Source organism: Paraburkholderia sp. 32 (assembly GCF_050435345.1).
GTDB lineage: Bacteria > Pseudomonadota > Gammaproteobacteria > Burkholderiales > Burkholderiaceae > Paraburkholderia > Paraburkholderia tuberum.
The window spans coordinates 2,559,668-2,583,400 of record NZ_JBNDKD010000001.1 but is presented as its reverse complement, the minus strand read 5'-3'; the positions used below and the strand labels follow the sequence as shown (position 1 = coordinate 2,583,400).

At 64.2% G+C, this 23,733-nt stretch carries 25 protein-coding genes; 13 read left to right on the top strand and 12 right to left on the bottom strand.

Translation table 11 applies throughout. The annotated features are described in order from the left end of the window. Positions 1-104 precede the first annotated feature (104 nt). From OKW26_RS12060 to OKW26_RS12040, 5 genes are all read left to right on the top strand, one after another. On the top strand, positions 105-1,406 hold the full coding sequence (locus OKW26_RS12060) for an MFS transporter (RefSeq protein ID WP_429353748.1): 1,302 nt from the start codon (positions 105-107) through the stop codon (positions 1,404-1,406). A 13-nt stretch (positions 1,407-1,419) separates the two neighbouring features. Continuing rightward, on the top strand, positions 1,420-2,148 hold the full coding sequence (locus OKW26_RS12055; RefSeq protein WP_429353747.1) for an SDR family NAD(P)-dependent oxidoreductase: 729 nt from the start codon (positions 1,420-1,422) through the stop codon (positions 2,146-2,148). A gap of 90 nt (positions 2,149-2,238) precedes the next feature. Continuing rightward, the gene (locus tag OKW26_RS12050; protein ID WP_429353746.1) at positions 2,239-3,096 is read left to right on the top strand and encodes an IclR family transcriptional regulator; all 858 of its coding nucleotides are present in this window, start codon (positions 2,239-2,241) and stop codon (positions 3,094-3,096) included. Between the two features lie 146 nt (positions 3,097-3,242). Next, positions 3,243-4,286 carry a rod shape-determining protein gene (locus OKW26_RS12045; RefSeq protein WP_013091688.1) on the top strand — a complete coding sequence of 348 codons (1,044 nt, stop codon included), beginning with the start codon at positions 3,243-3,245 and terminating at the stop codon, positions 4,284-4,286. A 22-nt stretch (positions 4,287-4,308) separates the two neighbouring features. Then, entirely contained in the window at positions 4,309-4,827 is a 519-nt protein-coding gene (locus tag OKW26_RS12040) for an SLATT domain-containing protein (RefSeq protein ID WP_429353745.1), read from the top strand. Between the two features lie 61 nt (positions 4,828-4,888). Here the strand turns inward: OKW26_RS12040 and OKW26_RS12035 are convergent, their stop codons facing one another. Continuing rightward, complete coding sequence (locus OKW26_RS12035) at positions 4,889-5,584, bottom strand: YceH family protein (protein WP_429353744.1); 696 nt, start codon at positions 5,582-5,584, stop codon at positions 4,889-4,891. Between the two features lie 195 nt (positions 5,585-5,779). On the opposite strand from OKW26_RS12035, the gene OKW26_RS12030 reads away from it, so the two are divergent. After that, a complete protein-coding gene (locus tag OKW26_RS12030) occupies positions 5,780-6,034 on the top strand; it encodes a BON domain-containing protein (RefSeq protein WP_429353743.1) in 255 nt (84 codons plus the stop codon). A gap of 173 nt (positions 6,035-6,207) precedes the next feature. Here the strand turns inward: OKW26_RS12030 and OKW26_RS12025 are convergent, their stop codons facing one another. After that, positions 6,208-8,601, bottom strand: coding sequence for a phosphoketolase family protein (locus tag OKW26_RS12025; RefSeq protein WP_429353742.1), 2,394 nt, complete (start codon positions 8,599-8,601; stop codon positions 6,208-6,210). Positions 8,602-8,821: 220 nt separating this feature from the next. Here OKW26_RS12025 and OKW26_RS12020 point away from each other — a divergent pair, with 220 nt between their 5' ends. After that, on the top strand, positions 8,822-8,950 hold the full coding sequence (locus OKW26_RS12020) for a hypothetical protein (RefSeq protein ID WP_260321128.1): 129 nt from the start codon (positions 8,822-8,824) through the stop codon (positions 8,948-8,950). Between the two features lie 114 nt (positions 8,951-9,064). Beyond that, positions 9,065-9,595 carry an ankyrin repeat domain-containing protein gene (locus OKW26_RS12015; protein WP_187611377.1) on the top strand — a complete coding sequence of 177 codons (531 nt, stop codon included), beginning with the start codon at positions 9,065-9,067 and terminating at the stop codon, positions 9,593-9,595. 51 nt (positions 9,596-9,646) lie between these two features. On the opposite strand, the gene OKW26_RS12010 is transcribed toward OKW26_RS12015, so the two are convergent. From OKW26_RS12010 to OKW26_RS11980, 7 genes are all read right to left on the bottom strand, one after another. Continuing rightward, positions 9,647-10,345 carry an HAD family hydrolase gene (locus tag OKW26_RS12010; RefSeq protein ID WP_184060169.1) on the bottom strand — a complete coding sequence of 233 codons (699 nt, stop codon included), beginning with the start codon at positions 10,343-10,345 and terminating at the stop codon, positions 9,647-9,649. 74 nt (positions 10,346-10,419) lie between these two features. Further along, positions 10,420-11,454 carry a phosphogluconate dehydrogenase (NAD(+)-dependent, decarboxylating) gene (gnd, locus tag OKW26_RS12005; protein ID WP_184060167.1) on the bottom strand — a complete coding sequence of 345 codons (1,035 nt, stop codon included), beginning with the start codon at positions 11,452-11,454 and terminating at the stop codon, positions 10,420-10,422. A gap of 216 nt (positions 11,455-11,670) precedes the next feature. After that, positions 11,671-13,014, bottom strand: a complete 1,344-nt coding sequence (locus OKW26_RS12000) for a sugar efflux transporter (protein WP_429353741.1) — start codon at positions 13,012-13,014, stop codon at positions 11,671-11,673. A gap of 336 nt (positions 13,015-13,350) precedes the next feature. Further along, on the bottom strand, positions 13,351-13,959 hold the full coding sequence (locus tag OKW26_RS11995; protein WP_429353740.1) for a hypothetical protein: 609 nt from the start codon (positions 13,957-13,959) through the stop codon (positions 13,351-13,353). Between the two features lie 91 nt (positions 13,960-14,050). After that, the gene (locus OKW26_RS11990) at positions 14,051-14,371 is read right to left on the bottom strand and encodes a hypothetical protein (protein ID WP_429353739.1); all 321 of its coding nucleotides are present in this window, start codon (positions 14,369-14,371) and stop codon (positions 14,051-14,053) included. Continuing rightward, complete coding sequence (locus OKW26_RS11985; protein WP_429353738.1) at positions 14,368-15,141, bottom strand: peptidoglycan recognition protein family protein; 774 nt, start codon at positions 15,139-15,141, stop codon at positions 14,368-14,370. Before OKW26_RS11985 ends, OKW26_RS11990 begins: the two co-directional genes overlap by 4 nt. Before the next feature lie 506 nt (positions 15,142-15,647). Continuing rightward, positions 15,648-15,944, bottom strand: a complete 297-nt coding sequence (locus tag OKW26_RS11980) for a DUF2628 domain-containing protein (RefSeq protein ID WP_018425131.1) — start codon at positions 15,942-15,944, stop codon at positions 15,648-15,650. Between the two features lie 172 nt (positions 15,945-16,116). Here OKW26_RS11980 and OKW26_RS11975 point away from each other — a divergent pair, with 172 nt between their 5' ends. From OKW26_RS11975 to OKW26_RS11965, 3 genes are all read left to right on the top strand, one after another. Next, the gene (locus OKW26_RS11975; RefSeq protein WP_090809954.1) at positions 16,117-16,437 is read left to right on the top strand and encodes a thioredoxin family protein; all 321 of its coding nucleotides are present in this window, start codon (positions 16,117-16,119) and stop codon (positions 16,435-16,437) included. Between the two features lie 15 nt (positions 16,438-16,452). After that, the gene (locus tag OKW26_RS11970) at positions 16,453-16,872 is read left to right on the top strand and encodes a secondary thiamine-phosphate synthase enzyme YjbQ (protein WP_429353737.1); all 420 of its coding nucleotides are present in this window, start codon (positions 16,453-16,455) and stop codon (positions 16,870-16,872) included. 97 nt (positions 16,873-16,969) lie between these two features. Continuing rightward, the gene (locus OKW26_RS11965; protein ID WP_429353736.1) at positions 16,970-17,989 is read left to right on the top strand and encodes a class I fructose-bisphosphate aldolase; all 1,020 of its coding nucleotides are present in this window, start codon (positions 16,970-16,972) and stop codon (positions 17,987-17,989) included. A gap of 189 nt (positions 17,990-18,178) precedes the next feature. On the opposite strand, the gene OKW26_RS11960 is transcribed toward OKW26_RS11965, so the two are convergent. The 3 genes from OKW26_RS11960 to OKW26_RS11950 form a co-directional block, all read right to left on the bottom strand. Continuing rightward, the gene (locus tag OKW26_RS11960) at positions 18,179-18,805 is read right to left on the bottom strand and encodes a hypothetical protein (RefSeq protein ID WP_429353735.1); all 627 of its coding nucleotides are present in this window, start codon (positions 18,803-18,805) and stop codon (positions 18,179-18,181) included. 183 nt (positions 18,806-18,988) lie between these two features. Continuing rightward, entirely contained in the window at positions 18,989-19,276 is a 288-nt protein-coding gene (locus OKW26_RS11955; protein WP_429353734.1) for a hypothetical protein, read from the bottom strand. 151 nt (positions 19,277-19,427) lie between these two features. Beyond that, positions 19,428-21,572, bottom strand: a complete 2,145-nt coding sequence (locus tag OKW26_RS11950) for a response regulator (protein WP_429353733.1) — start codon at positions 21,570-21,572, stop codon at positions 19,428-19,430. Positions 21,573-21,837: 265 nt separating this feature from the next. Between OKW26_RS11950 and OKW26_RS11945 the strand changes: the two genes are divergently transcribed. Both OKW26_RS11945 and OKW26_RS11940 read left to right on the top strand, forming a co-directional pair. Further along, on the top strand, positions 21,838-23,448 hold the full coding sequence (locus tag OKW26_RS11945) for an FAD-dependent oxidoreductase (protein ID WP_429353732.1): 1,611 nt from the start codon (positions 21,838-21,840) through the stop codon (positions 23,446-23,448). Positions 23,449-23,511: 63 nt separating this feature from the next. Continuing rightward, entirely contained in the window at positions 23,512-23,685 is a 174-nt protein-coding gene (locus OKW26_RS11940; RefSeq protein WP_184035179.1) for a hypothetical protein, read from the top strand. Positions 23,686-23,733: the final 48 nt, after the last annotated feature.

Sequence of the window (23,733 nt, the reverse complement as noted above, 5' to 3'; positions counted from 1 at the left end):
CGCCGCGCAAGCCCCCAACGGAACCAACAGCCAGGACACCGCAATACCGACAGGCACGGCAACACCATTCCCACACAGCAGGACCCATTGCGCAGGAGACAAACATGCTTCAGAAGTCGCAGCGTCTGAAACGTATCCAGGTGGTCGCCGTCGTCTTCCTGACGGTCGCGGGCATCGTCAATTATCTCGACCGCAGCACGCTGTCGATCGCGAATCATCTGGTCAGCGAGGAATTGCATCTGTCCGCTTCGCAGATGGGGCTGCTGCTGTCCGCGTTCTCGTTGTCGTATGCGTTCGCGCAGTTGCCGGTCGGCGCGCTGCTGGACCGTTTCGGATCGCGCGTGATGCTCGGCCTCGGCATGCTCGTGTGGTCGATCGCCCAGGTCGCGGGCGGCTTCATCCAGACGCTCAATCACTTTCTCACGGCGCGCGTCGTGCTCGGCATCGCCGAGGCGCCGCTGTTTCCGGCCGGCGCCAAAGTCGTCAGCGAATGGTTCGCGGTACGCGAGCGCGGCACGCCGATCGGCACCTTCATCTCGTCATCCACCATTGCGCCGATGATCGCACCGCCGCTGCTCACGGTGCTGATGCTTTCCTTCGGATGGCGAACGATGTTCGTCATCATGGGCGTGGCCGGCATTGTCGTCGCGCTCGCGTGGTACCTCGTCTATCGCAATCGCAGCGAAATCGCGCTGACCGAAGAAGAAACCGCGCATCTGAACGAAGGCGCGACCGGCCAGGAGAACCCGCAGGGCCTCAGCTGGTCCGAATGGGGCGCGCTGTTCAAGCTGCGCAACACGTGGGGCATGATCTTCGGCTTCATGGGCGTGATCTACATGGTGTGGCTCTATCTGACGTGGCTGCCCGGCTATCTGGAGCGTGAGCGTCATCTGAGCATCGCACACACCGGCTGGCTCGTCGCGATTCCGTATGTGTTCGGCACGATCGGCATGGCGAGCAGCGGCGTGATCGCCGACTATCTGTTGAAGCGCGGCATGGCGCCGATCCGCAGCCGCAAGTGGCCGCTATGCGTCGGTCTCGTCGGCGCCGCCGCATTCACGGTGCCGGCCGCCTACACACCGAGCACGACGCTCGCGATCGTCTACGTGTCGCTCGCGATGCTGTTCGTGAACCTGTCGAGCGGCAGCGCGTGGGCGCTCGTCAGCGTCGCCGCGCCGCGACATCTGGTGGCGTCGCTCGGCAGCATGCAGAACTTCGGTGGTTATCTGGGCGGCTCGTTCGCGCCGGTGATCACCGGCATCGTCGTCGATCGGACGCATTCGTTCGTCAACGCGCTGCTGATCAGCGCGGCCGTCGCGTTCGCGGCGGCGCTCGTCTATCTGTTCGTCGTCCAGGAAGTGGCGCCCGCGCCGCTCGCGAGCTCGATCGAGACCCAACCCACCTGAGGCGGCTTCTCCCATGACGTTCCAGAACCAGCTCCTCGAAGGCAAGACCGCGCTCGTGACCGGCGGCTTGTCCGGTATCGGCGCGGCGATCGCCAACACGCTCGCGCAGCTTGGCGCGCACACGGTGGCGGCTGGTTTGCCGCCGCCCGAAGGCACGCCCGATACGCTCAATCGCGAGATTGCGCGCGTCACGCTGGATGTCCGCTCGGGCAACGCCGTCACGGCCGCGGTGAACGCGTTCGAGCGTCTCGACATCGTGGTCAACTGCGCCGGCGTGATCAGCCGCGTCGAAGAACATCGGCTCGACGTGTTCGAACGCGTGATGGATATCAATCTGAACGGCACGATGCGCGTGTGCGCCGCCGCGCGCGATTCGTTGAAGGCGTCGGCGGGCTGCATCGTCAATACGGCGTCGATGCTGAGTTTTTTCGGCGGCGGTCTCGTGCCCGCTTATAGCGCGAGCAAGGGCGCGGTGGCGCAGCTAACGAAGTCACTCGCGATCGCCTATGCCGTCGACGGCATTCGCGTCAATGCGGTCGCGCCGGGCTGGATCGCAACGCCGCTCACCCAGGCGTTGCAGGACGACGATGGCCGCTCGCTGGCGATTCTGGAACGTACGCCGCTGCGTCGCTGGGGCACGCCGCAGGAAGTCGCGCAGGTCGCGGTGTTCCTGTGCTCGCCGGCGGCGTCGTTCATGACGGGCGCAATCGTGCCGGTCGACGGCGGATATCTCGTCGCGTGATCGGGTCGTCGCGTGAAGCGGCGCCGCCGTCGTTCGACGCCATCGATAAAGGCATAATTGCGTACCCCTGCTCTGCCCTGCCTCTGTGTGATGTCGAGTTCCGCTTCCAAACCCCGTTCCCACGCCGGCGCCGCCGGCCATGACGCTGTCGGGCACGCCGACGACAAAGCCGACTCCAAGGCCGTCGCCGGCGCGGCCGCGTTCTCGAAGTTCATCGCGGTGCTGCAACTGATCGCCGATGCGCCAACGCCGCCCAACGTCGCGAAGCTGAGCGCGGCGAGCGGCTATCCACGCCCGACCGTCCATCGCATCGTCGCGGCTTTGCAGGCTGAAGGGCTGATCGTCGCGAGCGGCAGCGGCAACACCTTCGGCCTCGGACCGCGCCTGATCAACCTTGCGAGCCATAGCTGGGAGCGCTCGGACCTGCGGCTCGCGGCCGTCGATGCGTTGATGACGTTGCGCGACTTCACATCGGAGACGATCCACCTCGCGGTCCCCAGCCAGGGCGAGATGGTCTACATCGAAAAGCTCGAAAGCCCGCACGCGGTGCGCATGGCATCGCGCATCGGCACGCGTGTGTCGCTGACGTCGAGTTCGGTCGGCAAGGCGTATCTGGCGACACTCAGCGTGGCCGAGCGCGAGGCGCTGCTGAAGAACGCGCCGCTCGAGCGTTTCACCGAGCACACGCTGACCGACCTCGACGCCGTGCGCCGCGAGCTCGACGCGACCGCGCAACGCGGCTACGCGGAAGACCGCGAGGAGAACGAAGTATCGATCTGCTGCTACGGCGCCGCGATTCGCGGCCCGGACGGCCGCGCGGCCGGCTGCGTGAGCATCAGCATGCCGACCTTCCGCCGCCGCGACGATGTGCAAGCCACTTACATCGAGCCGCTGCTTGCGGCATGCCGCACGATCGCGGCGCGGCTGGGGCCGGCGAGCGACAGATAGCGGACGATAGTGCGGCCGCGCCCGCCGATAAACTGCTATTCTTGCTGTCGCGCGGCCGCTCTGGCCGCCCGCCGCGTGCAAGCGGCAGACCCCGACAAGCTCCCGGCGGCGCTCACGCGCCCGCCTTCGCAAAGACAGGAATACGCATGTTCGGTTTTCTGCGCGGCTACTTTTCCAACGACCTGGCAATCGACCTCGGTACGTCGAACACGCTGATCTACATGCGCGGCAAGGGCATCGTTCTCGACGAGCCGTCGGTCGTGTCGATCCGCCAGGAAGGCGGGCCGAACGGCAAGAAGATCATCCTCGCCGTGGGCCGCGAAGCGAAGCAGATGCTCGGCAAGGTACCGGGCAACATCGAGGCGATCCGCCCGATGAAAGACGGCGTGATCGCCGATTTCAACATCACCCAGCAGATGATCAAGCGCTTCATCCAGATGGCGCACGAGTCGCGGCTGTTTGCGCCATCGCCGCGCATCATCATCTGCGTGCCGTGCGGTTCGACCCAGGTCGAGCGCCGCGCGATCAAGGAGGCCGCGCATAGCGCGGGCGCCTCGCAGGTCTATCTGATCGAGGAACCGATGGCCGCGGCGACGGGCGCCGGCCTGCCGGTGTCGGATGCAACCGGTTCGATGGTCGTCGATATCGGCGGCGGCACCACCGAGGTCGGCGTGATCTCGCTCGGCGGCATTGTGTACAAAGGCTCGGTGCGCGTCGGCGGCGACAAGTTCGACGACGCCATCGTCAACTACATCCGCCGCAACTACGGCATGCTGATCGGCGAGCAGACCGCCGAGGCGATCAAGAAGGAAATCGGCTCCGCGTTTCCGGGCTCCGAGGTCATGGAGATGGAAGTCAAAGGCCGCAACATGTCCGAGGGCATTCCGCGCAGCTTCACGGTGTCGAGCAACGAAATCCTCGAAGCGCTGACCGATCCGCTGAACCAGATCGTGTCGTCGGTGAAGATCGCACTGGAACAGACGCCACCGGAACTCGGCGCGGACATCGCCGAGCGCGGCATCACGCTCGCGGGTGGCGGCGCGCTGCTGCGCGATCTCGATCGTTTGCTCGCCGAGGAAACCGGCCTGCCGGTGTTCGTTGCAGAGGCGCCGCTGACCTGCGTCGTACGCGGCTCGGGCATGGCGCTGGAGCGGATCGAGAAGTTCGGCAGCTCGTTTTCCTACGATTGATGCGCGTGCCGAACGCTGAACGATGACGACCCTGCCCGCCTACGAGCCGCCCGTCGACGAAACCGAGCTGCTGTTGAAATGGATTCGCCGCGCACGCGAATCGCAGATGAGCCATTACGACATGGCGGATCTGCTGTCGGCGCGCGAGCGCCGCATGGGCTGGCTCGTGACCGCGCTGACCGCGTTCGTCGGCACGGCGGTGTTCGCGTCGTTGAGCGCGCCGCCGGTGTCGATCGAGATGCGGATAGTCGTTGGGCTCGTCAGCGTGGCGGCGGCGCTGTCGGCCGCGTTGCAGACGTTCCTGCGCTATGCGGAGCGTGCCGAGAAGCATCGCGCGGCCGGTGCGCGCTACGGCGCGGTGCGTCGGCGGCTCGAAGCGGTGTTTGCCGGCGACGCCGATGCGCGCGAAGCGCACTACCTCACCGGGATCCGTACCGAACTCGACCGTCTCGCCGAAGACTCGCCGAACGTGCCGCCGCGGATCTTCTATCGCACGCAGCGCACGTTGCTGGCGGACAGGCCGCGTCGGCGTGATGCGTGATACAGGCGGCCGGGCGCGCCTTCGCCTTCGCCTTCGCCTTCGCTTTCGTTTCCGTTTCAGATCACAGATCGTCCGCGCTGATACCCAGCTCGGTCGCCATGCGCCGCACGACGGCCTGCAGACGGCTGACTTCATCGGCGAGACGCTTCTGCTCGGCCTTCAGCGCCTCGAATGCCGACAGCGGCACGCTGTCGTCCTCGGCGAGCGCGGACTGCGCGGCTTCGGTGATGCTGAGCTCGCCGCACAACAGATGCATCCAGCGATTCTCACGCTCGCCCGCCATGCGCGGCAGCCGGACGACGCGAGGCGGATCGTTCGCGGCCAGCTCGTCGAGGAACGCCTCGACCGACGAAATATCGGCGAAGCCATGCAGGCGCGCGCTGTTCAGGCGCAATTCGGCGGCCGTTTGCGCGCCGCGCAGCAGCAGCGTGGTCAGTAGCGCGATCGACTGTCCCGGCAGCCCGAGCACGCGGTTCATGTTGTGCTCGAAGCGCGGCACGCGGCTGCTGCTGCCCTCGAACACGAGGCTCAGGCGTTTCAGGCCGTCGACGGCGGTCAGCACCTCGGCCTCGGTCGCGCTTATCACCGGCGCGCGGCCGGTCTTCTGATTGCAGCCGAGCGTCAGCGCGTTCAGCGACAACGGATAACTGTCGGGTACCGTGTGCTGTTTTTCGACGAGCACGCCGAGAACACGTCCTTCGAGCGCAGTCAGCGCGCGCAGCGAGGGTCGGGAAGGAGCGTCGGGAGTCGAATTCATGGGATTGCGAGATCTCGTGGAAGATGCGCGCGCCGTTCGCGGCTGGACGGCGCGTTCTGTCAGGTGGGCACTATGATAAACGTGGCGAGCCCGGCGCGGCGAGCGAATCTGCGCTGCCGGCGAAGCGCGCACGCCGGCAAAACCCGCCACATCTGCTAGTGTGAGTTGATCGACATTCTGTTTCGCGGAGACGTCATGCGGTCCACAAGCTCGAGATCGAGCGAATCTGCCCGCCTGACCGACGCGCAGATCGCCGCCGAAGCAGCGCGCCGTCTCGCGTGGGATTCGGCCGTGCCGCCGCGCGCCGTGCGCGTGAAGGTCGCGCGGGGGCGCCTCACGCTGTCGGGCGAGCTTCAACGCGAAGCACAGCGCGCCGCGATGCTCGAAGACGTGACGCGTCTGTTCGGCGTCACCTCAGTCGCTGACCGGACCGTCGTCCGCAAGGGCTGACCTCAGTCAGGCGAGTCAGCTCCCGCCCGCTTGCAGCCGCGCCTTCGAGCAACAGTGTTTCGTCGTTGGCCGAGTGGGCGAACAGCCCGAACTTCAGCGATGACGACCCGCTGTTCAGCACGAGGACCGTCCGTTCCTGATCGTGGTCGTGGTCGTGCATGGCGCCGCCTCGCTCAGCCTTTCCACGTCCAGTTGCGGATTTCCTCCTTGTCGATCCCTTCCTCGTGCGCATACGCGAGATGCTCGATGATCTGCCCGCGCAGCCACTCCTTCGTATGATCGCCGACGCCGCGCAGCGACGGCACGCGATCGATCGCATCGATCGCCAGCGTGAAGCGGTCGACGCCGTTGATGATCGCGAGTTCGAGCGGGGTATTGATGTTGCCCTTCTCGTTATAGCCATGCACGTGCATGTTTCCGTGATTCTGACGGTTGTACGTGAGCTTGTGCACGAGCGCCGCATACGAGTGGAAGTTGAAGATCACCGGCTTGCTGGTCGTAAACAGCGAATCGAAATCGCGGTCGGACAGTCCATGCGGATGCGCATGCTCGGGCATCAGGCGGAACAGATCGACCACGTTGACGAAGCGGATCTTCAGCGTCGGGCAGCGCTCCTTGAGGATCTGCACGGCGGCGAGCGCTTCCATCGTCGCGATGTCGCCCGCGCACGCGATCACGACGTCCGGCTCGACGCCCTGATCGGTCGACGCCCAGTCCCAGATGCCGATGCCCTTGGTGCAATGCGTGACGGCCGCGTCCATGTCGAGATAGTCCAGGTGCGGCTGCTTGTCGGACACGATCACGTTCACGTAGTCGCGCGAGCGCAGGCAGTGATCGGCGACGCTCAGCAGACAGTTCGCGTCGGGCGGCAGATAGATGCGCACGACGTCCGGGCTCTTGTTGGTGACCACGTCGAGAAAACCGGGGTCCTGGTGCGTGAAACCGTTGTGATCCTGGCGCCACACGATCGACGTGATCAGCAGATTGAGCGACGGCACCGGCTGCCGCCAGCCGAGCTCGCGCTTGGCTTTTTCGAGCCACTTCGCGTGCTGGTTGAACATCGAGTCGATCACGTGCACGAACGCTTCGTAGGTCGCGAAGAGTCCGTGACGGCCTGTCAGCGCATAGCCTTCCAACCAGCCTTCGAGCGTGTGCTCGCTGAGCATTTCCATCACGCGGCCATCGGGCGACAGTTCGCCGCCGTCGGCGTCGCCCGGTTCGAGCGCGGCGAGCCAGGTCTTGCCCGACGCTTCATAGACCGCGTGCAGCTTGTTGCTCGAAGTTTCGTCGGGACCGAACAGCCGGAAGTTCGACATGTTGTTGCGCATCACGTCGCGCAGGAACGTGCCGAGCACCGCGGTCGGCGACGTATACGCCGCCGCCGGTTTCTTCACGGCCACCGCGTAGTCGCGGAACGGCGGCATGTCGAGCATCTTGCACAACAGTCCGCCGTTCGCGTGCGGATTCGCGCTGATGCGGCGCGCGCCCTCGGGCGCGAGCGCGCGCAGTTCTTCGACGAGCCGGCCGTTCGCGTCGAACAGCGTTTCGGGGCCGTAGCTGCGCAGCCAATCCTCGACGATCTGCAGACTCTTGCGATTGCTCACCGCATCGGCCACCGGCACCTGATGCGAGCGCCACGAGCCTTCCACCTTGTGACCGTCGACTTCCTTCGGCCCGGTCCAGCCCTTCGGCGAGCGCAGCACGATCATCGGCCAGCGCGGCCGCGTCGTGTCGTTGTTCTGCCGCGCATGCTGCTGGATCGCGCGAATTTCGCCGATGCATTGTTCGAGCGTCGCGGCCATCTGCTGATGCATCGTGTCGGGATCGTCGCCTTCGACGAAATACGGCTTGTGCCCGTAGCCGACCATCAATGCTTCGAGCTCCTCACGCGGAATGCGCGCGAGCAGCGTCGGGTTGGCGATCTTGTAGCCGTTCAGATGCAGCACCGGCAGCACCGCGCCGTCGCGGATCGGGTTCAGGAATTTGTTCGAATGCCACGACGTGGCGAGCGGGCCGGTTTCCGCTTCGCCGTCGCCGATCATCACGGTGACGATCAGCTCGGGGTTGTCGAACGCGGCGCCGTAGCCGTGCGACAGGCTGTAGCCGAGTTCGCCCCCTTCGTGAATCGAGCCCGGCGTTTCGGGCGTGCAATGCGAACCGATGCCGCCCGGGAACGAGAATTGCCGGAAAAAGCGCCGCATACCGGCTTCGTCCTCGCTGCGGTCCGGATAAATTTCCGAGTAGTGGCCTTCCAGGTAGCAGTGCGCGAGGCTCGCGGGGGCGCCGTGACCGGGGCCGGACAGAAAGATCACGTCGAGATCGTGTTTGCGGATCAGCCGGTTCAGATGCACGAGCACGAAGCTCTGGCCGGCGTCGGAGCCCCAGTGGCCGAGCAGCCGGTTCTTGATGTGCTCGGCCTTCAGCGGTTTGCGCAGCAACGGGTTGTCGCGCAGATAGATCATGCCCACCGACAGGTAATTGCATGCGCGCCAGTAGCGATCGAGGTTGCGCAGCGTATCGGGGTCCAGAACTTGCGGTGGGGTGGGATGCGAGGTTGCTTCGGCCATGGCGTCACTCCTCGAAAAGAACTGTCAGGCTGGTTGGCGGATGATGCGGCGCACTCGAAACGAAGCCGGGCGGTGCGAGTCGAATGTACTAAGCTGCTCAAACGGGGGCGAATGCTTTCTACCCCTCCCAGTATGTCGCGCTGAATGTGGCATTCGTGCTGCAACTCCTTGCGCTGTCTGCTTTCTTTTCGTGATCTTCTGTCTCAGGTCAATGGCCGCCATGTCGACATCTCCCAGTGCGCTCAAAGTGCTCGTGGTCCTGGTCCTTACGCTCGTGTTCACATGCCTGGCTGTCGCCATACCGATCGGCATATTCGGGCTGCTGGTCAAGCTGTTCAGCCACGTCTAGCACAGCGGCGCGGCTGCCAGCGTGCGAACGCGAGCGCCACGGAATGTGTATGCTCGCTGAAAGACCGGGCGCGGCATTGGCAATGCGCCGCTCATTCATCGCAAGGAGAGTGCCTTGACCGACCACACCGACAACCCGCCCGCATCACAACCCGATCCCGAATTGCAGGCGCTCGCGCGCGAAGTCTTCGACCTCGCGCGGCGCGGCGATGCGACGATGCTCGCGGCCGTCATCGAGAAAGGCGTGCCGCCGAATTTGCGCAACGAGCGCGGCGACAGCCTGCTGATGCTCGCGAGCTACCACGGCCACGTCGACGCGGTGCGCACGCTGCTCGACCGGGGCGCCGATGCGAACCTGCGCAACGACGCGGGCCAGACGCCGATCGCGGGCGCCGCGTTCAAGGGCTTCGACAAGGTGATCGAAACCTTGCTCGCGCATGGCGCCGACGTCGAAGGCGCATCGCCCGATGGCCGCACCGCGCTGATGATCGCGGCGATGTTCAACCGCACCGCGATCGTCGATCTGCTGCTCGCGCACGGCGCGGACCCGCATGCGCGCGACGCGAACGGCGTCGGCGCGGCCGATGCCGCCGCACGGATGGGCGCGGCCGATACCCAGGCGCGCCTGAAAGCGCTGGGCGCGTGAGCCCGCGATGTCACCCATGAAACGGCGCCCGCACCACGCGCGCGGCGCCGCCTAGTTGCCCTTCGCGCTACGCAACAGCGTGTCCACGTCGAGCTCCGCCAACTCGCCGATCCGCCCGACCGTCACGTCCGCGGGCGGATTGCTCGCGATCTGCTTCGCATCGAACGCATAGTGTCCCTGGCGCGGAAACACGGTGGTCAGCTCCGCGCCCCATGCCTTCTTCATCGCGCTCAGAATTCGCAGCTTGTCGTCGACCATCACGTAATGGCGCGCCGGATAGCATTCCATCACCTGGTCGAGCATCAGCTCCTTGTGGATGTAGATCAGCACGCGCCCGTCGACTTCGTCCCACAGGCCCGAGCGCGAAATCTTGCGCGGCTGGAACACGACGTCGCCATCCGACAGGATCACCGTCGGCCCGTGCTTGCCGAGATGCCGCAGCGCGTCGAGCGCACCCGGATAGAGCCGGTTCGCAAACGGATACTCGATCAGGAACGACGACATCAACAGCAGGCGCGTGTCGCGTGGATGCTCGGTCCGGTAGCGCTGCAGCGCGCCGAGGTAGTCGGCGTAACCGAGTTCGGTGCGCAGGTTCTCGAAGATTTCCCAATAGCGCGCACTGTTCTCTTCGCCGAACTGGCCCATCATGTGCGCGCGTAGATCCTGCAGCACGTGATCGTTGTCGAGCAGCGTGTTGTCGCAATCGAACAGAAACACGACGTCGTGCGGCGTGGCGGAGGTGACTGGCATCGGGGTTCCTTGTGGCAAGTTCGGCGGGCCGGTTCGGCGGGTCGGCGTGATAGCGCACGCGTGGATGGCCTCGGCTACTTCAGCCCGCCGTCCGGCGCAACGGGTTTTTCCGCGTGGCCGCCGAAATCGTGCCGCATCGCCGACAGCACGCGATTCGCGAAATCGGCTTCTCCGCGTGAACTGAAGCGCGCGAACAGCGCCGCGCTGAGCACCGGTGTCGGCACACCTTCGTCGATGGCCGCCGTGACGGTCCAGCGCCCCTCGCCCGAATCCGATACGCGGCCCGCGTAGCCTTTCAGTTCGGTGTCGCTGGCGAGCGAGCCGGCGATCAGGTCGAGCAGCCACGAGCCGATCACGCTGCCGCGCCGCCAGACCTCGGCGATATCCGCGAGATTCAGATCGTACTGATACAGCTCGGGACGGCGCAGCGGCGACGTCTCCGCATCGGCCTCGCGCGCGTGCCGGCCGGCGTCGGCGTGGCGCAGCACGTTCAGACCCTCGGCGTAGGCGGCCATCAGCCCATACTCGATGCCGTTATGAACCATCTTGACGAAATGCCCCGCGCCTTGCGGGCCGCAATGCAGAAAGCCCTGCTCAGCGGTGCTCGCGCCCGCCGCGCGGCCCGGCGTCGCGCTCTGCGTGCCCGCGCCGGGCGCCAACGTCGAGAAGATCGGTTCAAGCCGTTTGACGACCTCAGCCTCGCCGCCGATCATCAGGCAGTAGCCGCGCTCGCGCCCCGCGACGCCGCCGCTCGTGCCGACGTCCACGTAGTGAAGCTGGCGCGCGCCGAGTTGCTGGCCGCGGCGGATGTCGTCGTGGTAGTAGGAGTTGCCGCCGTCGATCACGACGTCGCCCGGCTCGAGCAGCGGCACGAGCTTGTCGAGCGTCGCGTCGACCACGGCGGCGGGCACCATCAGCCACACGGCGCGCGGCTTGTCGAGCTTCGCGACGAGGTCTTCGAGCGAGCTCGCGCCGGCCACGCCTTCCTGCTTCAGCCTGTCGACCGCCGCCGGCTGCACGTCGTAGACGATGCACTGCTGAGCTCCCCTGGTCAGGCGCCGCACCATGTCGGCGCCCATTCGTCCCAATCCAATCATGCCTAGCTGCATGGCTCGCTCCTAAAGATGCTGCGTTGCGCTGCCCGATTTTCCGGTCATCGTGTTGCGCCGGCGCGGCTGCCCTTAAGCATAGGCGCTGTGTCGCGAGCTACGCCGCATGTATCGAAGCAAGCCGCACTTTTTTGCAGAGGCGCAGCGCGGCTCAAAGTTCCACGCAACTGGAGGCGCGCCGCATCCGCACGAAAGCGAACGCGGCGAGCCCACGTGTCATTCGCTACGCTCGGGCACGCGCGTGCCGCGGCGGGCGGCCAGCTTCGCGTATTGCTCGGCCGCGAAGCGCTTGACGGCGCGCCACATCAGCGGATAGCGATAGCCGGGCACCGCGAACAGCACCAGCGCGCCCAGCGCCAGCAGTCCGCAGAACAGGAACGTGCCGCGATAGCTGAACGCCTGCACGAGCAGCCCCGACAGCACGCCCGACAGGATCGAGCCGACCCGTGCCGCATTGAAGAACAGCGCGGTCGCGCGTCCGGGCGAATGCGGCATCAGATCCTGCACGTAGGTCATGCCGAGGCACGAGGTCACGGCGACCACGAACGCGTTCAGCATCTGCATCGGGATCAGCACGCTGACGTTGCCGGCCAGCGACATCGCGACGAAGTACACCGCATGCACGGCCGCGCACGCGGCAAGCCAGTTCGGCTTGTGCAGCGACGACGACTTCGCGCCGAGCGCGAGCATCATCGGGATCTCGGTCAGCGCGCCGAGACCGAGCATCACCGACACGTCGAGATGCGTGCCGTTGAGCCCATGCACGATGTACAGCGGCAGTACGATCATCGTCGCGTTCGCGGCGAGGCCGAGCAGGGTCAGCGCGGTCACCGAGCGCAGGATGTCGTTCGCCGACGCGACCGGCAGTGTTTCGTGCGCGTCCTCGCCGGGCTGCCTCAGCGGCGGCACCGTGATCGACGCGGACGGCTCCGACGCGGTGTCCTCGACCGTGTGATCGCCGAGATGGCTCTGCGGCTCCTGCATGCGCCAGACGATGAAGCCGCAGGTCGCGAAGCTGGCGGCCGCGAACAGGAAGAGTCCGGTGAAGCTCGTCGCGGCGAGCACCAGCGCGCCGACCGCCGGCCCGAACACCCATGCGGCCGAGAGGATCGTACGCAGCGTCGCGCTCGCGAACACGCGCTCGGCAGGGTCGGGCACCGGCAGCGCCGCGCGGCTGAACGAGAACACCATCGAAATCGCCGAACCGCCCGCGCCGATGAACACGATGCCGACCACGAGCAGCAGCCGGTAATCGCGCACCACGCACAGACACAGGTAGCCGAGCGCGGCTGCGATGAGCGCCGCCAGCAATAACGGTCGATGCCGCCCGCTCCGGTCGCTCCAGCGCCCCGCCACCGTGCTCGCGAGCACGCCGCTCGCGGCGATCAGCGTCATGAATACGCCGAGCCGGAACGGCGTCATGCCGGCGCGTTCGATGCCGAACAGAGACAGATACGGTGCGGTGAAGGACATCGCCACACCGAGCATCAGGGTGGCGGCGGCGAGCGGCTTGAAGCCAGGAATGCGAAGCAGGTCGAAAAAACGCGCAGTTTTCAACACGGGGACGGTGGGTCAGGTGGAGCGGGCCTCGATACGCAGCGAAGCGCTCGAAGGCACGTTAGGCGTCGCAGGCAGGGGGCCGGAAACGACCGGGGCATTATCGACCCGGAGCGCGGCTCGCGTAAACCCGCTAATAGCTGTCCCAAATCCGTGAGAAGCCTGCGGATACATCCGGCGACTCGCGCCGCGCCGTGCCGATGCGTGCCGTTAGCGGCAAGCTGCTGGCACGCTCAACGCTACTTGCCCTCAGTTGCGCGCATTTGCTGCGCCTGCGCCTTGTAGTCGTAGGTCGGATAGAACTCGGTGTGATAGTTGTTCAAAAGCACCAGTTAATTGTCAGGTTCCCGATGCATTGAGTTTGCGTGCGGGAGAATGGAAAACCACATGAATATCGACGGGCTTCTCGTCATTGGTCGTAATCCGTGCGTAACCGTTGCTATCGGTCCTGCCGGCCTGTCTGACACCATCAACGTTCGCGATGAATTCACGGCCAGATAAAGGCTCATCGGTTACGCTGTCGACGATGGCGAACCAGCGCGTATGCGTTGGCTCGACAAGCGGTGCTGGCGGGGTGGCGTGCTTCTGAGTGCTCGTTGCTTTAAGCTGTGCGTCGTCAGTGATCGACCATCGCGTTCCGTGAATCGCAATGATGCGCGGCGGGGTCGAGCAGTTGCAGTGAATCGCATCTCCACCGACAGCCTGGCGGCGAGCACCCCCGGCCAGATCAATCATGCGGCGATTCTCACTGATCCCCGCGCCGCCGACGATGACCCCTGTGCTTTGGCATGCACCACACCAGGCGCTATCGCCAATGTAGACCACCCTTCGGGTTTTGCCGTCATCCCCTTTTACCGTGGCGGCGCGATGGCCTTCGCGCGCAATAACGTGACTGTCCTCGTGACTCGTCAGCGGATCTCCGTCCACAGCCGCATAAAAAATTCCCATGTAATCTCCTGCACTATTTCGCCCTCAGATGAGTCGAGTGCAACCGAAAAAAGCTTGTGCTCGATCACCTATAGGAAAGCTTTGAATTCGGTTACTGATTTTCTCGAAGAATCTGCACCCTACAAGCCTCAAGGGACTTTGAGTCATTGAAAGTCAGACCGTATGCATATTTGCAAAAATCAGAGAGCTCTCTGCGAGCATTGGTTGATAGTTCATCCACGGAAGGGGCATCGCCTTCATTTGCAAATGGGTTGACAAATTCCCGTCTTAAAGTTGGAAATTTCTTTAAAAAATAGATCTCATGCTCATTATGATCGACATATGAATTGTAATACCCTACAAATACATTGAAGATGAGCATCCCCAATGCAAAAATCATAACGAAAACACCCACAAAAACTTTCTTTTTCATGGCATATCACTTCCCGGCACAGATAGCGATAATCTCGAACGCAGCAATTTCACAACATCCATTCCAAGCTTGCCAGGACAGGCCCGCCCCGTATTCGTTGCCAATCTTTGATATTCCCTGTGTCCACCCAGTCTGGAAATATTAAAAAAATCTTTTAAGACGCCACACAAAGCTGTGGCAGCTTGAATCTGAGTCGGGGTTGGCTTATCATGCCCTGAAATAGTCTGGTCGGTTAGAATCCCGCGAATATTTTTGAGCTTATGAAATATCGATAGGTTGCGGTATTCCTGTTCATAGGCCTCACCTGCCTCAACCAAATCGGATAGAAACACAATACCGATTTTTCCCGAATTGCTTGCAGCCACATGCTCACCAACAAACCTAATATCGCGGGCCTCATATATCTCGCCCTGACATGAAACTGCGTAGTGGTATCCTGCATCGCCAAAAGGCGGGCTTCTGCGCATGTCCTCCGCCTGTAAGCGCTGCATTTCTTCAATAGAAGGTGCGCCACAAGAATAGCTGCGGCCCGCGTGGTGTATCACAATATCCTGATAGTCCCAATGACTTTCCCGCATCGCGCCACCCGGGGGCTTTGCGTGCCACGCTGAACGCTCAATCAGCCTGTAGCCTTTTCGCGCAAGCATATTGATAATCGCCTGCCGGGTGGCGGCGCGGTCATCGACCGATATTGCAATGGCGTTTTGCTTGCTGTCATGCTTTTCTGTAGTTGAGGAGGTCCAGTAATTGCTGCTGTTATAATCAGCCATTATTAGGTTTTTGAGGCATTAAGTTTGCGTGCGTGAGGGATGCGTGGGGATCACGCTAGCACGGAAGGAAATTCTGACGCAATCAAACGGATTCTGGTTTTTGTTAACAATGGTCAATTATCCGGGTGCATAGCGATGTCTAGCGTTGCTGCCCGCTCGGCGTAATCCGTTGTTAGGGCAGACAACCAGACATCAGCGCGAGTCGTTCGCGACGGTAGGATAAGCAAGTGCCAACAGTTGCTTTCGTCGTCATCGTTCAAGCCGCAGCGTCATGCGTTCGGCGGGACGGATCAATCGAGCGACGAGCCTGAATGCGTTCGTGGGCCGCACATTCGCAATGCTCGGCCAGTTGCCGCAGCGTGAGGGCAAGGCCGGCGCGTCGAAAGCCGATCAGCGGAAAGACCAGCGATTGCCGATGCAATGAGCATAAAACGCCTCCATGAGGGATTGAACTCAGCTTCGATCACATTCCTGCGCATAGCAACCCCCGCTCCAGCGCGAACGCATCACACCACGACGTAGCCGCGCTGTTCGAGCGTCCAGCGGTGCCACCGGTTGCCATACGCGCCGCATCCGAACGCGAACACGATCGACAGCACGAAGCCGATCAGATCGGCCGTCTCGCCCCACAGCCCGATGCCGAGCAGGATCACGTTGATGCCTAGCATCACGAACGCGGCGAACCACATTCTCTTCGACAGCGCCCAGATGAAGCCGAGCAGGCACGCGCCCCAGCTGAAGCCGGTCGCGACCGCGATAGCGTCTTTGTGTTGCGGATGTTGCAGATAGATTCGTGCGTTCATGTTTTGCGAGGTTCCGTGCGATGACGCGGCGCGTCGATCGATCGAGCACGCGCGCACCGCTTTTTAACATGCCGCGGTGACACCGCGCGCATCGGCAGCATACGGCCGCTGCGCTGACGATCCGCGGCATAGCTGCTACCCTTGGCAGATCACGATCAGCAGCGGAGCACGCATGACCTCGCCGACAGCTTATTCCCCGAAAGGACCGACCCGCGCCGAGCTCGACTCGCTGCCCGGCGTCACCGTCGTCGAATTCGGCACCGACTGGTGCGGCTATTGCCAGGGCGCGCAGGCATCGATCCGCCAGGCGCTCGCGCCGCACGCGGGCCTGCGGCATCTGAAGATCGAGGACGGCCCGGGCCGCCCGCTCGGCCGCTCGTTCAAGGTCAAGCTGTGGCCGACGCTCGTACTGATGCGCGACGGCGCCGAGGTCGCGCGCGTGGTGCGGCCACGCAGCGCCGAGGATATCGACGACGCGTTCGCGTCGCTCTGAGATTCGAGCTCCGTCATGCGCCAGGTCATCCATCATCTGAGTGTCCAGGCCCGCGGCCGCGGCCTCGTCGAATTTACCGACGACGCGCGCCGCTTCGTCGACGACACGGACATCCGTACAGGTCTGCTGACGCTGTTTTGCCGGCACACGTCGGCGTCGCTGCTGATTCAGGAGAATGCCGATCCGTCCGTGCGGCGAGATCTGCAGCGCTACTTCGAGACCCTCGCGCCCGAGGACGGCACGCGCTACGAGCACGACACCGAAGGCCCCGACGACATGCCCGCGCATCTGCGCACGGCGCTCACCCAGGTGCAGTTGTGCGTGCCCGTCGAGCATGGAAGGATGGTGCTCGGCACATGGCAGGGGCTGTATCTGTTCGAACATCGGCGTCACCCGCAGCCGCGCGATATCGTGTTGCATCTGCTCGGCGAATGAAGTCCGCTTTCGCACCCACTCGTCACGCAAAGGAAACTGTCACCGGCACTTCTCCGCACACCGCATCGACCGGAGCCTACCCAAGGGAGCACACCTCATGGACACCCGTAGCGAGCTGCAAGCCACCGTCAAGGCGATGGTTCAACCGGGCAAGGGTCTTCTCGCCGCCGACGAAAGCGGCCCGACCATCGCCAAACGCTTCAAGACGATCGGCCTCGAATCGACCGAGGAAAACCGTCGCGCGTATCGCAACCTGCTCCTGACGACGCCCGGTCTCGGCGAGTTCGTGAGCGGCGTGATCCTCTACGAAGAAACGCTCGGCCAGAAAGCCGACGACGGCACGCCGTTCCCGCAGGTGGCCGCGGCGAACGGCATCGTGCCCGGCATCAAGGTCGACCTCGGCAAGGTGCCGCTTGCGCTCGCTCCCGGCGACGAGATCACCGAGGGCCTCGACGGTCTCGCCAAACGCTTCGTCGATTACAAGCGGCAAGGCGCGCGCTTCGCGAAGTGGCGCGCGGTCTACAACATCACGGCGAGCCTGCCGAGCCGGCTCGCGATCGAGGCGAACGCCGATTCGCTCGCGCGCTACGCGGCGATCAGCCAGGAAGCCGGCATCGTGCCGATCGTCGAACCCGAGGTGCTGATGGACGGCGAGCACACGATCGAGCGTTGCGCCGAAGTCACCGAGGCCGTGTTGCACGAGGTGTTTCATGCGCTGCATCGGCATCGCGTGGTGCTCGAACATATCGTGCTGAAGCCGAGCATGGTGCTGGCCGGCTCCGAGCATCAGCAGCAGTCGAGCACGGCGCATATCGCGGCGGCGACCGTGCGCGTGCTGATGCGTACGGTGCCCTCTTCGGTTCCCGGTCTCGTGTTCCTGTCGGGCGGACAGTCGCCCGAGGAGGCTACCGCCAATCTCAGTGCGATGAACCGGCTCGGCGCGCTGCCGTGGAATCTGAGCTTTTCGTACGGGCGCGCGTTGCAGGAGCCGCCGTTGAATGCGTGGCGCGGACAGCCGGCCAACGTGAAGGAAGCGCAGCAGGCGTTGCTCAAGCGCGCGCGTCTGAACGGCGCGGCCGCGCTCGGCAAGTACGACTCGGCGATGGAAAAGGATTGAACCCAGGGATTGAACCCGGGCGCGGGCGCAGGCTATCCGGGAGCTGTGGAAAAAGGCTTCTGGATCGCGTCCGCGCATAACATCCATCCCGCACATATCACAGCCGACAGTACGAATTGACGGTCAGCGATTGTTACGGGCTTTGCAGGTAATCCAACGCCGAGATTTGCCTTTTCCTGGGGACGTTCGTCACGATAAAGACCAGGGATCAACCTTGCCGCCCTCGATGATAAAGTGCTTCGTATCGGAGGTTGGGTCAAAAAAGCGCCAGTCTTCTTCGTCAGGCGCACTGTTCGGGCTGATGACAAGCCGCAAGCCACCGGACAGTAAAATGTCTGCACCGCCTTCTTCGCTTCCCGATACGCCTTTCACAATGGCAGGGCCCTGTTTGACCAGCAAATCGTCAATACGCTGAGCCGAACGGTGTGCCTTTTCATCGGGACCGAAAAGATCATCTTGCGTTGCAATCGCACTGCCAGCCTGTTCTATTTTCCAGTTGCATTGGACGTGTAACGACCACTCCCCAACGTGCCTGATCGCACCTTTGAAATTGGCTACCGGTCTTAGGGAGCCAAACTGCATCGTCAGTGTGCCTGCTGCATGATGTACCGCACTTATCGGCAGTCCTTCAACAGCTGACAGGCGGCGCTCAATCTCGTCTCGTGTGTTAATCATTCGGTAATTCCAGCGGTCCGCGTCAAACATGCGGGGCGACTCAATGTGAAGGTAGATCGATTTGCGAACGCTCTGCCAGAAGAAATGTCCGTGCCGTCTTTCACGGACGTCGAGGTGAGGAGCGGGAAAAAGTGAAGTCATCGTGCCTCACAGTCAATTGACGAGGCACGATTGTGCAACATGGCACCATCTCATAAAACCCCCGTTGCCGACAGTGCCGGGTTCTGGCGGGGACTGCGGCGCACAGAAAAACTGCCGGAGCCGACGCGCCAGACGATGTTCGACGCGGGGCGCCAGCCGCCCTTCTGCCTTATTGCGCTGCGCTTACTGCCCCTTCGTATCGCTGCTCGCGTCGGCGCCCGGCGTATTCGTCGAGTCGGTCATGGGCTTCTTCGACTTCGAATGCTTCTTCATGTGATGGTGAGTCGAAGGCGTGGTCTCCCCGGTCGCGCCCGCATCGCCGCCCTCGCGTGTCGAGGTCGCGGCGTTGGTGTTCGGGTCGTTGCCGGCCGGCCCCCCGCCGCCGCCTGCGCCACCGCCGGCGCCTTGCGCCATTGCGAGCGACGAAGCCGCGAGCAAGGTGGAAACGAGCACTGCGTTTCTGATTTTCATGGCGATTCTCCTGGGTGTCGAGAGTGTCGAAAGGAAGTGGGCGCGCGGTGACCGCACGCGCAAACCTCGCGCTCTTTTCAGCAAGGGCTGTGCCGCAGCACAGCACGCCAGGAAAAGCCCATGGACGCGATAGACGAACGGTGCCGCGGCTTCAGGTGCCGCAAGCCACCAGCGCATGCAGTTCGTCGATATTGAACGGCTTCGCGAGTATCGCAATGCCGAGCCGACGCGCGCGGTCGAGCTCGTCGGCGTAACCGGTCATCAGCGCGATCTTCTGCGACGGCCACGCGCTGCGGATCTTCTCCGCCAGGTCGATACCGTTCAGCTTGCCCGGCATCTGGATGTCCGACAGCACGAGTTCGAAGCGCTCGCCGGCGTTCAGCACGTCGAACGCCTGGTCGGCGGTCGGCTCGTGATGCACCTCGCAGCCGAAGGTTTCGAGCACCGCGGTCACGCCGGCCGCGACGTCCTCGTTGTCCTCGACGAGCAGCACGGCCCCGGCCGCGGTCGGCAGCGGCTGGCGCGCATCGGCGCCGGCCAGCGCGGCGCCCTCACGATAGCGCGGCAAAAACATCCGCACCGTCGTGCCGCTGCCCAGCACGCTGTCGATCTTCGCGGTGCCTCCGGCCTGCTCGGACATCGACAGTACCTGGGCGAGCCCGAGGCCGGTGCCCGAGCCGCGCAGCTTGGTCGTGAACAGCGGCTCGAACGCGCGTCGCACGACCGATTCGGGCATCCCTTCGCCGTCGTCGGAACAGGCGATCAGCACGTACTCGCCGTCCGGCAGCAGCGTATCGCTGCTGACCAGCCGATTGTTCTGGCAGCGGATCACGAAGCGCCCGCCGCGCGGCATCGCATCGCGCGCGTTCATCGCGATGTTCACGATCGCGAACTCGAGATCGGTCGGATCGACGAGCACCTGCCACAGGTTCTCCGGCATGCGCAACGCCAGTTCGATCGTGTCGCCGAGCGCCGCGTTGATCAGCGGCTCGGCGGCCGGCAGCCAGCGCGCAAGCTCGACGGGCTCCTGCTTGAGCGGCTGCTTGCGCGCGACGCTCAAGAGACGCCGCGTCAGCGCTTCGGCCGTAGCGGTGGCACGCTCGACCGCATGCACTTCCTTCTCGAGATCGTTGTAATGCTTGAGGCGCGCGAGCTCGGTGTTCGCCGACACCACCATCAGCAGGTTGTTGAAATCGTGCGCGACATTCGCGACCAGATTGCCGAGCGCGCCCATGCGCTGCAGTTGCCGGCTCGACGCCTCGGCCGACAGACGCATCGCGACCTCGCCCTGCCACCGCTCCCACGCGCGCCGCTCCGCCTCGAGCTGACGCAGCGAATACAGCACGAGCCCCCAGATCGCGATGCAGGGCACCGCCGTCAGCGCCGCGATCAACATAAAGTGCGTGCGCCACGCCGCCACGATCGATGACATCGCGTACGCGCTCATCACATACAACGGATAGTCGCCGACGCGGCGAAACGCGAGCAGCCGCTCGACACCGTCGACGGTCGAATTCAGATGCACGTGCCCGAACAGCTGTTTGTCGCGCAACGCGGACATGAACGCGCTGTGCATCGACGGCCGCGCGCCGGCCGGCCATGGCGGATAGCGCACCAGCAGATTGCCGTCCTGCCGGTACAGCGCGAGCGCGAGCGACGGATCGCCGTTGGTCAGCTCGCGATAGAAGCGCGAAAAATATTCGCTGCGCAGCGCCACCGTGACCACGCCGAGAAACTGACCGTCCGTACCCGAGCGGCCGATCGCGGTCGTGAACACGTCGACCTTCGACAGCGCGCCGAACATCGGCAGCGAGAAATACGGCTGCGGACGCATTGCCTTCGCGGCGAGAAAGTCGTCGCGCAAGCCGCTCGTCACTGCCGGCGCCGGATACGCGAGGCTCGACGCAAGTAACTGGCCGTTCACACCGAGCAGCGAGATCGACGCCACCTGCGGAAAGTCGCCGCCGATGCTCTGCAGACGCTCGTGCAATTCGCGCTCGCGCGCGCGGATCTGCGCGTCGTCGGAATTGCCGAGCAGCTCGATCACGCGCGAGGCCATCTGCCGGTTCAAATCCAGCACCTTGACGGCCTGCTCCTGCGCCACGCGCGCGAGGCGGTCGAGCGCATCGTTCGCATCGGAGACGCGGCGCTGGTAGTCGAAGTAGCCGTAGCCCACGAGGCAGGCCAACGGAAACACGATCGACACGGCCAGCAAGATCAGCAGCATGCGCTGCGTCGCCGCGAAGTTGCGTGACGGCATCGGCACATCGACTGCGACACGTTCTGCACGCTGCACGGTCCCTGCTCCATCAAAGTTGCATACGGTCAGGGAAGGCATTGCCTGTGAATTCGCACGCCGCTGTTCGCGCGCTAATTCCCCTGCCTCGAAATTTACCGCAACTCGGCCTATCTTCCCAAGCAGCTTCACGGCATCACTCCGCCGACGCGTCCGGGCACGACGATTGCTGCCTTATCGATGCTTGATGGCAAGCGTACTTCCGTCACCGCTCGCGACGCGTTTGCGTGCGCTGCACGAGCTCTTTCTTGCGCGAGGCCTCACCATGTCCACGACTGCCCGCCGCGTCGCGCGGCTCCCGGAATTGCCAGCGGACCGCGCGGTGCGCGTGATCGTGGACGGCACGCCGATTCTGCTGGTGCGCGATGGCGACACCGTGCGGGCTTACTCGCCTGATTGCCCGCATGCCGGGGGCCCGCTCGAAGAGGGCGCGCTGTGCCACGGCCGCATCATCTGCCCATGGCACAAGGGTACGTTCGACGTCGCGACCGGCAACGTGCTCGAGCCGCCCGCGCTGCTGCCGCTCGATCGCTACCCGGTCACGCTCGATGGCGACGACGTGCTCGTGTCGGCGGAAAAAATCGCAGCGCCGGCGCCGGCGGCGCACACATCCCCGCCCGATGCCACCGCGCAAGTCAAGCACTACGTGGTAATCGGCGCGGGCGCGGCCGGCGCCGCTGCCTGTGCCGCGTTACGCGAGTTCGGCTTCGAGGGCCGCATCACGCTGATCGGCGACGAAGCGCACGCGCCCTACGACCGCACCTCGCTGAGCAAATTCGTCCCCTCGTTTGAAATGACGCCCGCCGACGTGCCGCCGCTGCTGCCGCCCGACTGGCTGCACACGCACGGCATCGAGCGCATCGTCGCGAAGGTCGCGCGGCTCGACGTGCCTGCACACACGATCCATTTCGAAGCCGGCGCGGGTGGTAGCGAGCAGAGCATCGAGCCGCTGAAATACGACACCGCGCTGCTCGCGACCGGCAGCGTGCCGAAAGTGCCCGACATGCCCGGCTGCGAACTCGGCGGCGTGCATGTGCTTCGACACCTCGACGATGCCGCCGCGTTGATCGACGCGCTCGGCGACGATGCATCGCAAACCCGCGTCGCGATTCTCGGCAGCAGCTTCATCGGCCTCGAAGTCGCGTCCGCGTTGCGCAAGCACGGCGTGCCCCTCACCGTGATTTCGCGCGACAAGGTGCCGTTCGCGAAGCAGTTCGGCGAGCGCGCGGGCCAGATGTTTCGCGCGCTGCACGAAAGCAATGGCGTGAAGTTTTATCTCGACGCCAAGGTCGCCTCGCTCGAGGGCGAGGAAGGCAATGTGCATACGGTGATGCTCGCCGGCGGCGAGGCCATCGCGGCCGATGTCGTGCTGCTGGGCACGGGGGTTGCGCCCGCTACGGGGTTTGTCGAAGGACTGCCGTTGCAGAAGGACGGCGGCGTGGTCGTCAATGCCGGCATGAACGCCGCGTGCGGTCTGTATGCGGCCGGCGATATCGCCGTGTTCACGCTGCATGAGAACCAGGAGCCGGTGCGTATCGAGCATTGGCGCGTCGCGCAGCAGCATGCGCGCATCGCCGCGCAGAACATGTGCGGTTTGCGCAATCGCTATGCCGACGTGCCGTTCTTCTGGACCTATCATTACGGCAAGAACTTCGAATACCTCGGCCACGCGAGCGAGTGGGATGAGATCGTCGTCGATGGCGACTTCGATCATCACCAGTTCATCGCGCTGTACGTGCGCGACGGCCACGTCGACGCGGTGTTCGCCTGCGAGCGCGAAGCGCTGACCGCGCGGCTTTCCGACGCGATGCGCGGCGGGCTGTCGCGGGCCGACGCGCTCGCGATCATCGGCGCGCCGGAAGCGGCGGCGTCGTGACGATGCGCACGTGGACCCGTGCGATCCGATGTCTTGACGTTCAACCTGGAGCAAGGAGCCACCATGACGACAAACAAGGAAAAGCATCCGCACTCGGAAAAGAGCGAGCAGCAGATCGACAAGCAGGTCGAAGACAGCTTCCCGGCTAGCGACCCGCCTTCGACCGGCGGCACCACGAAGATCGAGCCGGAGCAGGACAAGTCAAAGGGCGGGCACGACAAGCCCGCCGGTCAATAGGCGGATAACAAGCCGCGATGCCGGGACGCATCAGCAACGATTGCTCAG

Coding starts and splice junctions, on each gene's coding strand:
- OKW26_RS12060 (WP_429353748.1), top strand. CDS start 105: ATGCTTCAGAAGTCGCAGCGTCTGAAACGTATCCAGGTGGTCGCCGTC.
- OKW26_RS12055 (WP_429353747.1), top strand. CDS start 1,420: ATGACGTTCCAGAACCAGCTCCTCGAAGGCAAGACCGCGCTCGTGACC.
- OKW26_RS12050 (WP_429353746.1), top strand. CDS start 2,239: ATGTCGAGTTCCGCTTCCAAACCCCGTTCCCACGCCGGCGCCGCCGGC.
- OKW26_RS12045 (WP_013091688.1), top strand. CDS start 3,243: ATGTTCGGTTTTCTGCGCGGCTACTTTTCCAACGACCTGGCAATCGAC.
- OKW26_RS12040 (WP_429353745.1), top strand. CDS start 4,309: ATGACGACCCTGCCCGCCTACGAGCCGCCCGTCGACGAAACCGAGCTG.
- OKW26_RS12035 (WP_429353744.1), bottom strand. CDS start 5,584: ATGAATTCGACTCCCGACGCTCCTTCCCGACCCTCGCTGCGCGCGCTG.
- OKW26_RS12030 (WP_429353743.1), top strand. CDS start 5,780: ATGCGGTCCACAAGCTCGAGATCGAGCGAATCTGCCCGCCTGACCGAC.
- OKW26_RS12025 (WP_429353742.1), bottom strand. CDS start 8,601: ATGGCCGAAGCAACCTCGCATCCCACCCCACCGCAAGTTCTGGACCCC.
- OKW26_RS12020 (WP_260321128.1), top strand. CDS start 8,822: ATGTCGACATCTCCCAGTGCGCTCAAAGTGCTCGTGGTCCTGGTCCTT.
- OKW26_RS12010 (WP_184060169.1), bottom strand. CDS start 10,345: ATGCCAGTCACCTCCGCCACGCCGCACGACGTCGTGTTTCTGTTCGAT.
- gnd (WP_184060167.1), bottom strand. CDS start 11,454: ATGCAGCTAGGCATGATTGGATTGGGACGAATGGGCGCCGACATGGTG.
- OKW26_RS11995 (WP_429353740.1), bottom strand. CDS start 13,959: ATGGGAATTTTTTATGCGGCTGTGGACGGAGATCCGCTGACGAGTCAC.
- OKW26_RS11990 (WP_429353739.1), bottom strand. CDS start 14,371: ATGAAAAAGAAAGTTTTTGTGGGTGTTTTCGTTATGATTTTTGCATTG.
- OKW26_RS11985 (WP_429353738.1), bottom strand. CDS start 15,141: ATGGCTGATTATAACAGCAGCAATTACTGGACCTCCTCAACTACAGAA.
- OKW26_RS11980 (WP_018425131.1), bottom strand. CDS start 15,944: ATGAACGCACGAATCTATCTGCAACATCCGCAACACAAAGACGCTATC.
- OKW26_RS11975 (WP_090809954.1), top strand. CDS start 16,117: ATGACCTCGCCGACAGCTTATTCCCCGAAAGGACCGACCCGCGCCGAG.
- OKW26_RS11970 (WP_429353737.1), top strand. CDS start 16,453: ATGCGCCAGGTCATCCATCATCTGAGTGTCCAGGCCCGCGGCCGCGGC.
- OKW26_RS11965 (WP_429353736.1), top strand. CDS start 16,970: ATGGACACCCGTAGCGAGCTGCAAGCCACCGTCAAGGCGATGGTTCAA.
- OKW26_RS11960 (WP_429353735.1), bottom strand. CDS start 18,805: ATGACTTCACTTTTTCCCGCTCCTCACCTCGACGTCCGTGAAAGACGG.
- OKW26_RS11955 (WP_429353734.1), bottom strand. CDS start 19,276: ATGAAAATCAGAAACGCAGTGCTCGTTTCCACCTTGCTCGCGGCTTCG.
- OKW26_RS11945 (WP_429353732.1), top strand. CDS start 21,838: ATGTCCACGACTGCCCGCCGCGTCGCGCGGCTCCCGGAATTGCCAGCG.
- OKW26_RS11940 (WP_184035179.1), top strand. CDS start 23,512: ATGACGACAAACAAGGAAAAGCATCCGCACTCGGAAAAGAGCGAGCAG.